At 37.3% G+C, this 14671-nt stretch carries 13 protein-coding genes; 8 read left to right on the top strand and 5 right to left on the bottom strand.

Translation table 11 applies throughout. The features are described 5' to 3' along the window. Positions 1-411 precede the first annotated feature (411 nt). From CXF79_RS06115 to CXF79_RS06125, 3 genes are all read right to left on the bottom strand, one after another. A complete protein-coding gene (locus CXF79_RS06115) occupies positions 412-1017 on the bottom strand; it encodes a DUF1294 domain-containing protein (protein WP_101154349.1) in 606 nt (201 codons plus the stop codon). 52 nt (positions 1018-1069) lie between these two features. Continuing rightward, positions 1070-2335 carry a leucine-rich repeat-containing protein kinase family protein gene (locus CXF79_RS06120; RefSeq protein ID WP_101154459.1) on the bottom strand — a complete coding sequence of 422 codons (1266 nt, stop codon included), beginning with the start codon at positions 2333-2335 and terminating at the stop codon, positions 1070-1072. Positions 2336-2471: 136 nt separating this feature from the next. After that, positions 2472-2768, bottom strand: coding sequence for a hypothetical protein (locus CXF79_RS06125; protein ID WP_011041025.1), 297 nt, complete (start codon positions 2766-2768; stop codon positions 2472-2474). A 171-nt stretch (positions 2769-2939) separates the two neighbouring features. Here CXF79_RS06125 and CXF79_RS06130 point away from each other — a divergent pair, with 171 nt between their 5' ends. The 4 genes from CXF79_RS06130 to CXF79_RS06145 all read left to right on the top strand — a co-directional run bounded on the left by CXF79_RS06130 (position 2940) and on the right by CXF79_RS06145 (position 8368). After that, positions 2940-3719, top strand: a complete 780-nt coding sequence (locus CXF79_RS06130) for a SapC family protein (protein ID WP_011041026.1) — start codon at positions 2940-2942, stop codon at positions 3717-3719. Between the two features lie 162 nt (positions 3720-3881). Continuing rightward, positions 3882-5702, top strand: a complete 1821-nt coding sequence (locus tag CXF79_RS06135; protein WP_101154351.1) for a hypothetical protein — start codon at positions 3882-3884, stop codon at positions 5700-5702. A 371-nt stretch (positions 5703-6073) separates the two neighbouring features. Continuing rightward, on the top strand, positions 6074-6709 hold the full coding sequence (locus tag CXF79_RS06140; protein ID WP_101154352.1) for a YjaG family protein: 636 nt from the start codon (positions 6074-6076) through the stop codon (positions 6707-6709). Positions 6710-6787: 78 nt separating this feature from the next. Then, a complete protein-coding gene (locus CXF79_RS06145; RefSeq protein WP_101154353.1) occupies positions 6788-8368 on the top strand; it encodes a serine hydrolase in 1581 nt (526 codons plus the stop codon). An 86-nt stretch (positions 8369-8454) separates the two neighbouring features. Here CXF79_RS06145 and CXF79_RS06150 read toward each other — a convergent pair whose 3' ends face one another. Together CXF79_RS06150 and rsmD are read right to left on the bottom strand one after the other, a co-directional pair. Beyond that, entirely contained in the window at positions 8455-9003 is a 549-nt protein-coding gene (locus tag CXF79_RS06150) for a methylated-DNA--[protein]-cysteine S-methyltransferase (RefSeq protein WP_101154354.1), read from the bottom strand. 32 nt (positions 9004-9035) lie between these two features. Further along, complete coding sequence (rsmD, locus tag CXF79_RS06155) at positions 9036-9674, bottom strand: 16S rRNA (guanine(966)-N(2))-methyltransferase RsmD (protein ID WP_011041031.1); 639 nt, start codon at positions 9672-9674, stop codon at positions 9036-9038. A 137-nt stretch (positions 9675-9811) separates the two neighbouring features. Between rsmD and ftsY the strand changes: the two genes are divergently transcribed. The 4 genes from ftsY to rpoH all read left to right on the top strand — a co-directional run bounded on the left by ftsY (position 9812) and on the right by rpoH (position 14415). After that, entirely contained in the window at positions 9812-11257 is a 1446-nt protein-coding gene (ftsY, locus tag CXF79_RS06160) for a signal recognition particle-docking protein FtsY (RefSeq protein WP_011041032.1), read from the top strand. 300 nt (positions 11258-11557) lie between these two features. Next, on the top strand, positions 11558-12265 hold the full coding sequence (gene ftsE, locus CXF79_RS06165; protein WP_101154355.1) for a cell division ATP-binding protein FtsE: 708 nt from the start codon (positions 11558-11560) through the stop codon (positions 12263-12265). Next, a complete protein-coding gene (gene ftsX / locus CXF79_RS06170) occupies positions 12249-13223 on the top strand; it encodes a permease-like cell division protein FtsX (protein ID WP_011041035.1) in 975 nt (324 codons plus the stop codon). The genes ftsE and ftsX overlap by 17 nt, the downstream gene beginning before the upstream one ends. A gap of 334 nt (positions 13224-13557) precedes the next feature. After that, positions 13558-14415 carry an RNA polymerase sigma factor RpoH gene (gene rpoH, locus CXF79_RS06175; protein ID WP_011041036.1) on the top strand — a complete coding sequence of 286 codons (858 nt, stop codon included), beginning with the start codon at positions 13558-13560 and terminating at the stop codon, positions 14413-14415. The last annotated feature ends 256 nt before the right edge of the window (positions 14416-14671 follow it).

Raw genomic sequence — 14671 nt, forward strand, 5'->3', positions numbered from 1 at the left:
GGGAGGAGATCTTTCAAAGTGCAAATGAAGTTGATAGATCTAATACCAAGTCCATTAAGTTATTTCCCACTCAGCGAGAATTAAAAGGCTTAGAGACTAGGCATTGATTGAAGAGAATGGTTATTCAGGAGAATATGCTCCTGCATTCTCTAATAAGCTGCATCCATGCAGCGTCCTTATCAAAATCAATAACACTGTATGTAAGCCTTTACTTTTTATTAGGTACTCGCCCTTGGGAGCTTGTCAGAACAGCAATAACTGCACAAATTTATTAGATATCGAATGACTATATCAGCACAAATTTTATTTGTTATAGCTCTTCTGACATAGCTCGGAGGTGGGAATAAATTTAATCGAATTGGTATAACTTTAAATAAATAATGATTGGTGATTATTAGGTCACTGACAGGGCTAAGAAAAATAACTTAAAAATGGCCTCCCTTGAGCCGTCATCAACCAAACTAGCGTTGCGGTATTAATAACTACGGTAAACCAAAAGGTTACCCTAAACTCCTTCTTTTTAGATTTATGTCTAAGCAATTGTTGTGCAAGAGCAGCGCCAGGCCAACCGCCAAGTAGTGCTAATAAGTGCAAAGTGCTTTCTTGTGTGCGCCATTTTCCCCGCTGTGCTTTTGACTTATCAAGGGCATAGGCTATAAAAGTCATAAGACTAACGCCTAAGTAAACCAGTAATATTTTCTGGGGCAAGTAACCAAGAAAATAAGCAACGGCTACCAAAGTAGTGAATATTAGGGATAGATAAATCGAGAATGTACTTACGTTTTTGAATTTTTTCTTAGGTGATTTTTCACCAGAAAATGTCGCCTGATCTGCGCAATATCTCCCCTGGTTATCTTGTATTACTGAGAAGCTAATAATATCGTTGATTTTGGGTGTTCTATTTCGGTTTTTCAAAGCCGTTTTGTGTATAAAAATAGTATCACCACCGCCATTTGGTGTTATAAAACCAAAGGCTTTATCGGTGTTCCATCTAATGAGTTTTCCTGTTAAACGCATAGTAACTTCCTTGTTTCAGCTTGCAGCAATTAGTTATGAAGTAAATCAGCTATTAAGCACTTATATGCGCTTTTAGCGTGTCGAATGCTTTAGTTGTTTTATCTTGCTCAGCACAAATACTCAGTAAGTCATCGATAAAATGGTTTAACGCCTTGCTCTCAATATTTTTAACTTTCTCTTGTTGTGCAGGCGTTAGCATTTGATAGCTAGTGGCAGCACCAAAATCGCCGAAAATGATATTACCTTGGCTATCAAATAAAGTGTTATGCGCGTATAAATCACCATGACATACTTGATTTTTATGCAAGTGTGCGAACACATCTTGCATCTGACTAACAATGTTACTAATAAGCGTAATAGGTAAACTGAAACCCTGTGAAAAGGTATCTCGGGTGCAGCTGTTAAAGCAAGGAGGTAAACCTAGGTTTTGATAATTTTCAGGGATCAGCGTCATGATTAACGCAAGATAGTTGTCTTCATTCACTTGCGCTAATGATTCTACTAAATTTGGGTGATAGCCTACTTGCAAACAAGCTTGTAATTCATCTTGTGGGTAACCATCACTGGTAATTTCACCTTTAAATACTTTTACTGCAATATCTTCAGGAAATTGTGATTGCGGGCTATTCCAGTGTGCCTTTGAAATAACACCCGAGGCACCCTGACCTAATACATTTTCTAAGGTGTAGCTTGTTGATGATAGTTCAGGAACGGACTTAACTTTGGTGTAAGACTCACTGTGAGTTGTAGGCTCAACTGCGGTAAAAGGGTTACCAGCAAAGGCAAACCAGGCCAAATTCGGCAGGTTCAATAATTGTTCAGGGCATTCTGTTAGTTTATTTGCAGAAATACGTACGAGTTCCAAATTATGGGCTTGCGCTAATGTTTGCGGTAAATGCGTTAATTGGTTACCCGCCAAGGCTAATTTTTGTAACCTTGGTCGCTCACCTAAACTATTTGGTAATGTTTCAATTAAGTTATCCGTTAAAATTAACCAACGTAATTGAGCAGGTAATGAATGCTCCGCCACTTGTTTTATTTGGTTCGATTTAAAGCCAACCATCTCAAGGTTTGGTAACTGTCCTAAGACTTCTGGCAAGTGTTCAAATTGATTCTGTGAAGCGAAAATAATCTTTAATTTTGTCAATTGTGCTAACTCATCAGGTAGTGATGATAAGGCATTATTAGATAAATCTAGGATTTCTAAGCTGTCTGCTAACGTTAAAATTTCTAATGGGAATGTGTTTAGATTTTCAGATAATTTTAATTGGCTAATGCCGGCGAGTTCGCCAGAGCGAAGTTGAGAAAGCGTATGCAACATAAAGCGTCCGTAGATATGATTAAAAACGGCGCTAGTGTACAAGAAATTTTTCGTTAAAGCTTGGGCTATTGAACAATGACTTTCATCACTTTACCGATGGAAATAGCTTCTTTTAACACTGATGTTTAGAATTTTACTTTTTTTGGTATTTAGGATGTAATCTCAAATAATCACACCAAACACTGAAGTTAGTATGGTTATAACGGATATCTGTCGCGGTAAACCATCTTGAATATCCCATTGCTTGGAGACGAAACAAGACTTTATTACCATCAATGGCAACATGACAAATTAAATTTTCCATCGTGTCGTTGCTTACTTGAACTTGCGCAAAACCTAGGGCATTACGTTGATGTTTTACTGTTATTTTAGGCATAGCTAACGCACTAACAGAGAATAATAATGCAGTGATTAAAGCAAATACCTTCATAGCCATCTTCGTATTTTTTGTATCATTTAGAAAATAATGTGCAGTTTAGCATTGAAAGCTAATGAAGTGTCTCCATAACTTATAACAACGCAGTAATTCATTCTAGTTATTGCAATTCAATTATAATATTAAAAAATATGCTCCATAAAAGCATTTACAAGAGATAAAGTCATGGCTAATTTCGTCCCTGTTAGAAAAGAACAACACCAAAATCTTAAACTTGCTAGCAAGCGCGATCTTGCACATGCTGCTGGTCAGCACATTGTTTCATTAACCGCTGCTGAATATGCGCAAGCATCAGCAAGTTTTCCTGTGTTATTAGTTAAAAATCCTGAATCACCACGTTACCGAAGTGTTGCGATGTTAGGTTTAGAAGCAGGTGAGAACTTATATTATAAAGATGATAAATGGAGTGGTTTATCATTACCACAAAGTATTGGTATGGCACCATTTGCTTTAGGTTTAGATCCTGACAAAGAAAATACCTTAACTGCTTGTGTTGATATTGATAGCGCTTTAGTGGCTGAAGATAAAGAGCTTGCATTATTTGAAGCAGACGGCAAAGAATCAGAGTTATTAGCTAATGTGCAAAACTCACTAGGTCGTTTATATGAAAATGAAAAAATGACTGAAAACTTTATTAAAGAACTTGAAGAAAATGATTTATTACAAGAGCTTGAATTGAACATTGATTTGAGTAGTGGCGAAAAGAAAAAACTTACCGGTATTTTTACTGTTAATGAAGATAAAGTGAAAGCATTAGCCGATGATAAGGTTTTAGATTTTCATAAACGTGGCTTATTTGTGCCAATTTATGCGATGTTAGGTTCTTTAGGGCAAATGAATCGTTTAGTTCAACTGCGAAACCTAACGGGTAAGGCTCAAATTTCAAACATCCAAATTGCACCACTAGCTAAAGAAGAAGTAAAAGAAGGCGTTGCAGAGAGTTAATTCACCTGTCGTTTTGACCGTAAAAAATTATAAATTATATTAAAAGGGGCTTTTGCCCCTTTTTTGTTGCTTTTTTGTTAAAAAAAATTACTTTTCATATTCCTGTGCAGATGCAGCTGTGATAATTTAGAAGCAGTAGCGATTTATAATAATGAGAATAATATGGTCGATAAAAGTAAATTTTCTAAGGATGTCGAAGAACAAATTCAAAGTTTGGCTAGTGACATTTACATTCAAGTGGAAGATAAATTAACTCACTTAATAGCATCTGCAATTAAGACGGAAACGAGTAAAAATACTGATCAACAAAACCAATATCTATCAGAAAAAGAACAATCATTACAAAAAAACTTTACTGAAAAACAACAGTCACAACTCAAAGAAGTTACCCAGCTTAAACAAGCATTAGCTGAAAAAGAGGCTGATGAGGCAACTAATAAGCAAAATTTCCAGGTAGAACTCACTCAAAATACTATTAATTACAGTGAGACCATAGAATCTTTGGAAAAAGAAATTGTTAACTTAAAACAGCAAAAAACACAGCAACAAGATAAAAAGCAAAGCAGTAATAATAAGTTAGATGAAAAATTACTGGAAACAGAACAAACACTTAATGATAAAAATCAAGAAATTGACGGTTTAAATGGCCGCATTATGGTATTAACTGAGCAAGAGCAAAGTTTAATGTCACAGCTTACTGTTGCTAAAGAAAAAATTCAGCTGAACGAAAAGCAACACAACGAAGCACTAACAACAGTTAAAAACCAAGCCGAAGCGACAGCCAAACAAAAAATTGATGCGTTAACTGAAAAACTACAGTTAAATGAAAAGCAGCACAGTGAGGCACTAACAACAATTAAAAACCAAACCGAAGCGACAGCCAAACAAAAAATTGATGCGTTAACTGAAAAACTACAGTTAAATGAAAAGCAGCAAAGCGAAGCGGTAATAACGATTAAAAACCAAACTGAAGCGACGGCCAAACAACAAATTGATGTGTTAACAGAGAAACTTCGGAAACTCGAGGATGATAGTTCTCGTATGCAAGCGGAAGCAATGCAAAGTAGTGACAGTAAAGTAAAAGACTTAGAGCAGAAGATATCTCAGTTAGCAGAACAAGCTCAACAGGAACAAAACGGCAAAGCTGAATTACAACAACAGTTATCAGCACAACAAAAATCAATTGATACAGAGCAAGATAAAAATAAACAAACTGAACAAAAAAGCCAAGACTTTCAAGCACAAATTATTAAGCTAACTAAGCAAGCAGCCATTGATAAACAAAAACTTCTTGATGAAATAAAGTCTATCAATGAAGGTTCAGAAAAAATTAAACAACAACACCTTGATGAGAAAAAAGCAGTTAATGAAGGTGCGGAACAAGTAAAACAGCGCCACCTTGATGAGATAAAAGCAATTCATGAGGGCGCTGAACAAGTAAAACAGCGCCACCTTGATGAGATAAAAGCAATTCATGAGGGCGCTGAACAAGTAAAACAGCAACACCTTGATGAGATAAAAGCAATTCATGAGGGCGCTGAACAAGTGAAACAGCAACACCTTGATGAGATAAAAGCAATTCATGAGGGCGCTGAACAAACGAGACAATTACAAGCATCAGCGCAGCAAAACATTATAGAATTAGAAAAAACTAACGAGCAACTTAGTCATAAATTAGCAACTGAACAAAATGATATAAAATTATATCAGCAAGAAGTGACAGTACTTAATGAGCAAGTGAAGGTTGCTCAAGAAGGGCAAGAAAATATCTTGCAACGCTTTAATAAGAATCGTGATAAACAAGAAATAGAAAATAATAAGGTGCGAGAAACTATTAAATTCTTACGCGATGAGAATCATCAGTTAATCAGTGATAACGGTGAGCAAAAGGCTCAGTTTAACGATCAAACAAGTGAGTTGGAGCATAAGTTGACCGAATATCGATTGAAATTTGAGTATGCTCAAAAGCAATTAACCAGTTAGTTGTTTCGATATCTATATACCCAAACCACTTGAAGATGCGTGTTTCAGGATGCTTGAGCGATTCATGATCAAGGCGCCTCTTTTTATTAAGGGTTATTCTCTTAAAAAAGGAGGCAACGAAGAGCATGGTTGCCCACACGTCCCCGCAGGGCTGGTTTAGAAACGCTTTATGCTGCGTTATTGATTTCGACAATAGAATAACTATTCTCTTCAATCAATGCCTTGCCTAAAGGCATTTCTAATTCCAGCTGAAACCTACATCTTCAGGTAGTTTGGGTATACAATACAGCCTTGATAAAACCAAGCTTATTCGCATTTTGAATAGGCTTGGGTATAATCCAGCTAATTATCTCAACTGAGTATATATCTAAGTGACCATTCATCTTCCTTTTGCCAAGTTAAGTCATTGGCATCAAATTGCTTTCTCTGCAGCGTTACTTGAGCGTATGTTACCCAATTACCAAATGTTTAGTGAAGCCGCTGATTTCGGTAATGCTAAAGTATTACGTAATCAACTCGATATTATTTGGCAATGGCTTGATAACAGTAGTACGGTAAAAATTAATAGCGAGGCGCAATTACTCAAATTAGAAGCTGAAACCCCAGATCCTGAAGCCTTTGATTCCTTTGGTGTATTTCCTGCTCTTGATGCGTGTATGGCGTTTTCGGCTTTGTGGCAATTAATGCAAGTTAAGCCATCGAAGAAACAAAAAATATCGGAAATTGATATTGACGATATCCAAAGCATCAGTCGCCTATCCCATAACAGTGTCAGTTATTATGTCGAGCTGCTTTTACTTGAAGAAGTTGAAGAGTCCGCCGATGAAGAACTCACGATCACTACCGAGCAAATGGATGAACATCCACTCATGCAATGGGAAAAGGACACGCAAAATGAGCTGTTCGATTTCCTTAAATTTGCTGCGGCCGATAAGCGTACTTGTAAGCTAGCTAAGCAGATGAGCCTATCTGAAGGTTTATCTAATTTAGGCATAGAGATTATTTAGTCGTTGATAGTCGCTAAATGAATTCAAAGCCTAGCCTAACGCTCAAATAAAATAATCCCCTTAATACAGGAAGCGAATATGAAGTTAATCAGTTGTGCATTGTTTGCCGTCACCTTGATCTTGTCTGTAATTACTCCAGTTCAAGCAAGCAGTGTTGTTGATAAAAACATTAAGATTGAACAAGCTATCACTCAAGCCATGAGTACCTTTCAAGTGCCCGGCGCAGCTGTAGCTATCATCAAAGATAATAAGGTGGTAATGAGCAAAGGTTTTGGTGTTGTTGAGCATGGTAAATCAGCTCAAGTTACCTCTGACACACTATTTGGTATTGCTTCAAATACTAAAGCAATGACCGCTGCTTTGTTGGCCAACCTAGTGGATGAAGGCAAGTTGACTTGGCAAACGAAGGTTATTGATATTATTCCTGAATTTCAAATGCCTGATGCCTATGTTACCCGTGAATTTACCATTACCGACTTGCTAGCTCATAATTCTGGCTTAGGTAAAGGTGCAGGTGATCTAATGATTTGGCCACATACTACGTTAACTAATGCTGATGTTATTAAAGGGATAAAATATTTACCTGAAGCCTCAAGCTTTCGTAGTGAATTTGCTTACGATAATTTGCTCTATATTGTTGGTGGAGAGGTGATTGCTCGTATTACGGGACAAACTTGGAATGAGGTGGTGCAAGCGAGTATTTTTACTCCGCTTGGTATGAAAAATACTCGTGCAGCTTTTTCACTGATTGATGAAAGTAATAAAAATGTTGCCAGAGCGCATGTGCCACTTAAAGGAAAATTAAATGTTGTAGGTGGCAACTTTATAGAAAGATTTGGTGCAGCAGCTTCAGTAGCATCTAGCGCTAATGATATGAGCTTGTGGTTACAGACTCAGTTAAATAAAGGTGCTTATGCTATCAAACAGGATGAAAAGTCACCTCGTCTATTTTCAGCTGAACAAAGTCGCTTTATGTGGCAAGCGCGTACTATATTGCCCGTTACAGCAGAAGCAACTCAACAAGATAAAACGCACTTTGCTGCTTATGGCTTAGGCTGGTTTATGAAAGATTATCATGGGGTGAAGCTACTTCATCACGGTGGTGGTATTTTAGGTATGGTCTCTAAAGTGGTCTTGGTGCCAGAAGAAGAGCTTGCTATGGTGATTCTAACTAATCAACAGTCGAGCTTCGCTGTTAATGCAATTTATCATCAAATTTTAAATGAGTACCTTGAATTACCTAAAAAAGATTGGATTGCTTATTATCATACAAAACAGACAACGAAGACTGCTAAAGAACAAAAGCGCCTAGCAAAAGCGGCAGATTCAGTTCATAAAAACTCAGCACATTCATTAGTATTACGTGAATATGCGCAGACTTATGTTGATGATTGGTATGGCGAAATTCATATAACATTTAAAAATAATAAGCTACATATGCAATTTGGTAACACCCCAGAATTAAAGGGCACCTTAGAGCACTACCAACATAATACCTTTATTGTTCGCTGGCATGATAAAACGCTTAAGGCTGATGCATTTGTTAACTTTAATTTAAATGAAGATGGTGGAATTAATTACGCCACCATGAAAGCAGTATCAAGGGCGACTGACTTTAGTTTTGATTTTCATGACTTAAAATTAGTGCCGAAAAACTAATTGCTAATTTTGATAGATAAAAAGGAGTACCTATAGGTACTCCTTTTTTTTTCAATGTTGGCGTTGTGTAGATAATTCGCAAAGCCTTAGCGTAGGAATTGTGTTTTTGCTTGTCGCTTATTAATAACATTCTTGATATCTAACTTGGCATTGTTATTGGTTTGCTTTACCTCAACCCCTTCATGATTTAATAACCATAATTTACGCTCAATACCACCAGCATAACCTGTTAATGAACCATCACCACCAATAACGCGATGACAAGGTACAATCAACGTAATGGGATTTCTACCATTAGCGCCACCAACAGCCTGTGAGGCTTTTGGTTTATCGAGCATCTTGGCTATTTCGCCGTAGGATTTCACAGTACCAAATGGAATCTTTGCTAAACAACCCCATACGGATTGTTGAAATTCAGTACCTTGAGGGTCTAATGGTACGGTAAAAATATGACGCTGGCCGGCAAAGTATTCTATTAATTGCTGTTTACAAAGAGCAGTGATGTCATTGGCTTTGCGTTCACCTTTTTTATCATCATAACTTTGGTCACCACAAAATATGGCTTGGCAAATACCTTGCTCGGTTGCCATAAATTCAAACAAGCCCAATGGCGTGTCGAGATAATCAATAAACATATTAATGGTCTCCTAAAATACACAGCATGAAATTATCCCTGATATTGATACAGTTGATAAACAACTTGGCCAGAAATTTTCTCTTTAATTAATTGCCAGTTAGCTGGGATAACTTGTGTGCTATCTGCTTCCATCTCTACATAAATGAGTGCCTGATCGGCCAAACCAAAGTGATTTAGTAATTGTGCGGTTTGTTCGACCAATTGTTTTCTAAAAGGAGGATCGAGAAAAACTAAATCAAAGGGTTTGTCTGACTTTGCGGTTAACCCTACTTTAAGAGGATCTTTTTTAAGAAAAACAAGCGCATTATCATTAATAACATTAATGTTATCAGCCTTGAGTAAGTCTTTATTCTCAAGTAATTGGTTCGCTGCGGCTCTATTTAATTCCACCAAGGTTACTTCATCGGCACCACGAGATAACGCTTCAAAACCTAAACTACCAGAGCCAGCAAAACAGTCTAAGCAATTGGCTTGAGCAATATAGGGCATGAGCCAATTAAATACAGTCTCTTTAACTCTATCGGTTGTTGGGCGTAATCCCTCTGCCATTAATACCGGTAATTTTCTACCTTTGTATTTACCGGCAATAATACGGATTTTACCGGCAGACTTACCCTGTCCTCTCCCAGAAAGGAGCTTTTTACTTAGTTGTTTTTTTGCTTGATTCATATCACTGACAATTTTGCTATTAAGTGCTAATATAGCGCCAATTTTATCCTTGTTTGGTCGTTATACCAAACATATTTATCTTTGTTTGGTATAACGACCAAACAAATTCATACTGAAATATATTTAGGTAGCAAAACGTGTCGAAGAAAAAAGGTATGTTGTCTTGGTTAGGCTTTGGCAAAAAAGAAAAGCAACCGAGCACTGAAGAAAATAACAATGAAGCTCTCTCTGTCGCTGAATCGGTTGAACAACTTGATGAGAAAATGGTTGAGTCAGTTGTCAATGAAGCAGAAAAATCAATAACAGAACACGCAGTAGAGCAAGAAGCTACTGCCGACGTTGTTAACGATGATGTTAATGTGCTCGAGGACTCTGCAGCTGAGACTACAGAAGCAGTAGCGATTGCAGCGGTAACTGTTGACTCCGTAACGGAAGATTCAGTAAGCGAAGAAAATGCTCAGGTTGTTGAAACAGAATTGACTAGTGAAGAGCTACCTGAAGCTAAATTATTAGCTGAAATGGAAGCTGTTGAGCAGCAGGTTGAATCAATCGATGATGTTGAGGCTGTAGAGGAAACCCTTGAAGATGTATCGAAAACACAAGCCGATACAGCTGCAGACTCTGAACCTAAAGTTGAAGAAATTGTTGATGAAAAAGCTGAAAGTAAGCTTGGTTTCTTTGCCCGCTTAAAACAAGGCTTAAGTAAAACCAGACAAAATTTAGGTGGCGGCTTAATTGATTTGTTTCGCGGCAAACAAATTGACGATGACTTATTTGAAGAGTTAGAAACTCATTTGCTCTTAGCGGATGTTGGTGTTGAAACTACAATGAAAATTATAGAGTCATTAACACAAAGTGCTAATCGCAAGCAGTTAAAAGACGCGTCTGCTTTGTATGACTTGCTTAAAATAGAATTAAAGAAAGTTATTGAAGATGTTAGTCAGCCGTTAGTTATCCCTGAAGACGATGGACCTTTTGTTATCTTGATGGTCGGTGTTAACGGTGTCGGTAAAACCACAACTATTGGTAAACTAGCTAAGCAATTTCAAGCGCAAGGTAAATCAGTAATGCTAGCGGCGGGCGATACTTTTAGAGCCGCGGCTGTAGAGCAATTACAAGTGTGGGGTGAGCGCAATAATATTCCTGTTATTGCTCAGCATACCGGTGCTGATAGTGCTTCGGTTATTTTTGATGCAATCAGTGCGGCAAAAGCACGTAAAGTTGATATTATCATTGCGGATACTGCTGGACGTTTGCAAAACAAAGCTCACTTGATGGAAGAATTGAAAAAAGTTGTGCGGGTAATGAAAAAGTTAGATGTTAATGCGCCTCATGAGGTGATGCTAACGCTTGATGCTGGCACAGGTCAAAATGCTTTAAGTCAGACCAAATTGTTCGACGAAGCGGTTGGTTTAACAGGTTTAACTATTACTAAATTAGATGGTACCGCTAAAGGTGGTGTTATTTTTGCTGTTGCAGATAAGCATAGTATTCCTATTCGATATTTAGGTGTCGGTGAAGGTATCGATGATTTAAGACCTTTTAATAGTGATGATTTCATTGACGCGCTTTTTAGTAAGTAGCTATGAATAAATTTTTACTCCGCTTCTAAGCGTCTCGTTTGGGACGTTTTTTGTAAGCCCTACTTGTTGCAGCATCTTTTTATTAATGGTTTTGCCTTAATAAAAGATGCGCCGTAATCATTAATAACTCAGTCGTTCTGAGCACAGGACAGTATTCTTCTAAATAACCATTTTCTTCAACCAATGTCTTGCCTCTAGCCTTTTAACCCCCTACTAAGTGGACAATCAATTAGTCCGATTGGTATCACAGGCTAATTGTGCTAAGTTAGCCCACTTATTCGTACAAAGTATTAAAGTAATATGATTAATTTCAATAAGGTAAATAAAACCTATCCAGGCGGTTTTCTAGCATTAAAACAAGTGAGTTTTAGCCTAGAAAGCGGTGAAATGGCATTTTTAACTGGCCATTCAGGAGCAGGTAAAAGTACCTTATTAAAATTAATCTCATTAATGGAAAAACCCAGCTCTGGTAGTATCCAAGTAAATCACACCGAACTTTCCGATATTCAATATAAGCAAGTGCCTTATGTACGCCGCGGTATCGGGATGATCTTTCAAAGTCATAACTTACTTAAAGATCGTACTGTTTTTGATAATGTTGCCTTACCGCTAATTATTGAGGGTGTTAGTCACAGTGAAATTAAAAAGCGTGTGGCGACTGCATTAGAGAAAGTGCATTTAAGCGCTAAGTTGAAGTGTTATCCTCATATGCTCTCGGGTGGTGAACAACAACGTGTTGGTATTGCTCGTGCGATTGTTAATAAGCCGCCTATTCTTCTTGCCGATGAGCCTACCGGAAATTTAGATCCCAAATTATCGTTAGATATTATTCGTTTATTTGAAGAATTTAATGCCGCTGGTGTAACCGTACTTATTGCTACTCATGATCTAGGTTTAATTGCGCGTATGAAATACCGAACACTGACGTTGAAAGAGGGCACCATGATTAATGATGGTATTGTTGATGGCCTACAAGCACAGGGGACGTCTGATGAGCAATATTCATAGTAGCGGTTTAAAAGCGCGTTCAAGTTTATTGGCTCGGCTTTTAACGCTACCTATTCGACATTTTCAGCAAGCGGTAGGTAGTTTAGGTAATCTATGGCGAACGCCTTTTACCACAGCGATGACAATTTTTGTTTTAGGTATCAGTCTAGCATTGCCAGCAACCTTGCATCTTTTTGTTAAGAACGCCGAACAAGTAAGTGAGCAGTGGGATAGTGCCTCGCAAATCACTTTATTTTTAAAATTATCAACCAGTGAGAAGAGTGCACAAAATTTAATAAAGCGCATTAGTCTTTATAATGATGTAGCAGAGGTGCGCTACATCTCAGCTAAACAAGCATTGAAAGAATTTAAAATTTTATCTGGTTTTGGTCAGTCACTTGAATATCTTGATAAAAACCCATTGCCAGCAACGTTATTGGTAACACCAACGCAAAGAGCTAGCCAAGCACAAGCGGCTAATGCTTTGTTGGCAAAATTGAGCAAAGAACGAGAAGTTGAACAAGGAAAACTTGATTTAGAATGGTTAACGCGATTAGAAGCGATGGCCCGTTTACTTGAAGATATTGTACTCGGTGTAGCCTTGTTATTATGTTTATCTGTGGTACTTATTGTGGGCAATACCATTCGATTAGCTATTTTAAATGAAAAAGATGCTATCGCTATTATGAAATTGGTTGGCGCGACAGATAGCTTTATCCAGAGACCGTTTTTGTATTCAGGTATTTGGTACGGTATTTTTGGCGGCATACTTTCTTGTATCGCTGTGACTCTTCTGGCTTGGTATTTAGGTTATGCTATTAGTGACTTAAGTGAGCTTTATCAAAGTAACTTTCAATTGCAGGGATTATCCGGCAGTGAAGCACTAATGTTGATTGGCTTTGCCATTGTGCTTGCCTTAGTTGGAAGTTATATCTCGGTAAGCCAGCATATTAAAGCGATAGAACCTAATGCAGATTAAAGCCATTTAAGACTCATCTAAAAGAGAGTACAGAATAATATCACTTGGTTTTACACCCATTTTTAAGGGAATAGTTAGCTTTATTGGTGTACTTAACTGTGAAATTACACAATATTCCTGAACTTTCTTCTCGAAATTTAACATGTATAACCAACTGTTTATTCTTGATAATTCATTAAGCTTACAAATCGTCACATTTAATTCACAATAAATTTGAAAGATCGCCTTGTGCCACCCTATCTATTAAGCTAATGTTCATGTCCCCGCTATCGCAAATAGTGTCGATATATGTTATTATCGCGGGCGAATTAAAGAGAGAAGGAGAGGGTTTTTTATGAGTGAAGCAATGCAACTTACCTTACCAAAGAGTGGTAGTATCGAAGCATACATGCAATCTGCGTACAGCATTCCTATGCTAACTGCGGAGAAAGAGCATGATTTGGCTACTCGCCTCTACAATGAAAATGATTTACAAGCGGCGCAAGAGCTAATTATGTCGCACTTACGTTTTGTTATTCATGTTGCTAAAGGCTATTCTGGTTATGGTTTACCACATGCCGATTTAGTGCAAGAAGGCAACGTGGGTTTAATGAAAGCCGTTAAACGTTTTAATCCTGAAGTAGGCGTACGTTTAGTTTCTTTTGCTGTGCATTGGATCAAAGCAGAAATTCATGAATTTGTGCTTAAAAATTGGCGCATTGTAAAAGTTGCTACCACCAAAGCGCAGCGTAAGTTATTTTTTAATCTACGTAAAAATAAAAAACGTTTAGGCTGGTTCAGCACTGAAGAAGTAAATACGGTAGCGGAAAACCTTGGTGTAACAACGAAAGATGTTATGGAAATGGAATCTCGTATGAGTAGCCATGATCAAGCATTTGAATTATCAAAAGATGATGATGATAATCTTGGCTCCAGTAGCTTTTCACCTGCTCAATACCTTCAAGACAAACAATCAGATTTAGCGGTTGAAGTTGAAAATGATAATTGGGACAACCATGCGAATAAACGTTTATCAACAGCATTAGTAACGCTTGATGAACGTAGTCAAGATATTATAAAGACGCGCTGGTTAACCGAAGATAAAACAACGTTACAAGAGCTAGCTAATAAATACCAAATATCAGCCGAACGTGTAAGGCAGTTAGAAAAAAATGCTTTATCTAAACTTAAAAACACCATGGTTTTTGATTAACGTTCAGTAATATATATTGTTTAAATAAACCGACTTTATGTCGGTTTTTTTATGTCTGCAAAATCATTCACCTCATCTGACGATAAAACAGCCAATTCACTTACAGTTGGTCACATGTTTGTATGCAAAAGTAACCACATCGTTACAGGTTTAACTAAGTTACAACACTTGAAAACGAACTTCTTCTATTAAATCCAGCAGTATTGATGGCAATTGATAAACATCAGTTACCAACAAACTAACGATAAAAAGGTAG

Origin of the sequence: Colwellia sp. Bg11-28, from assembly GCF_002836245.1 — a bacterium.
GTDB lineage: Bacteria > Pseudomonadota > Gammaproteobacteria > Enterobacterales > Alteromonadaceae > Colwellia > Colwellia psychrerythraea_A.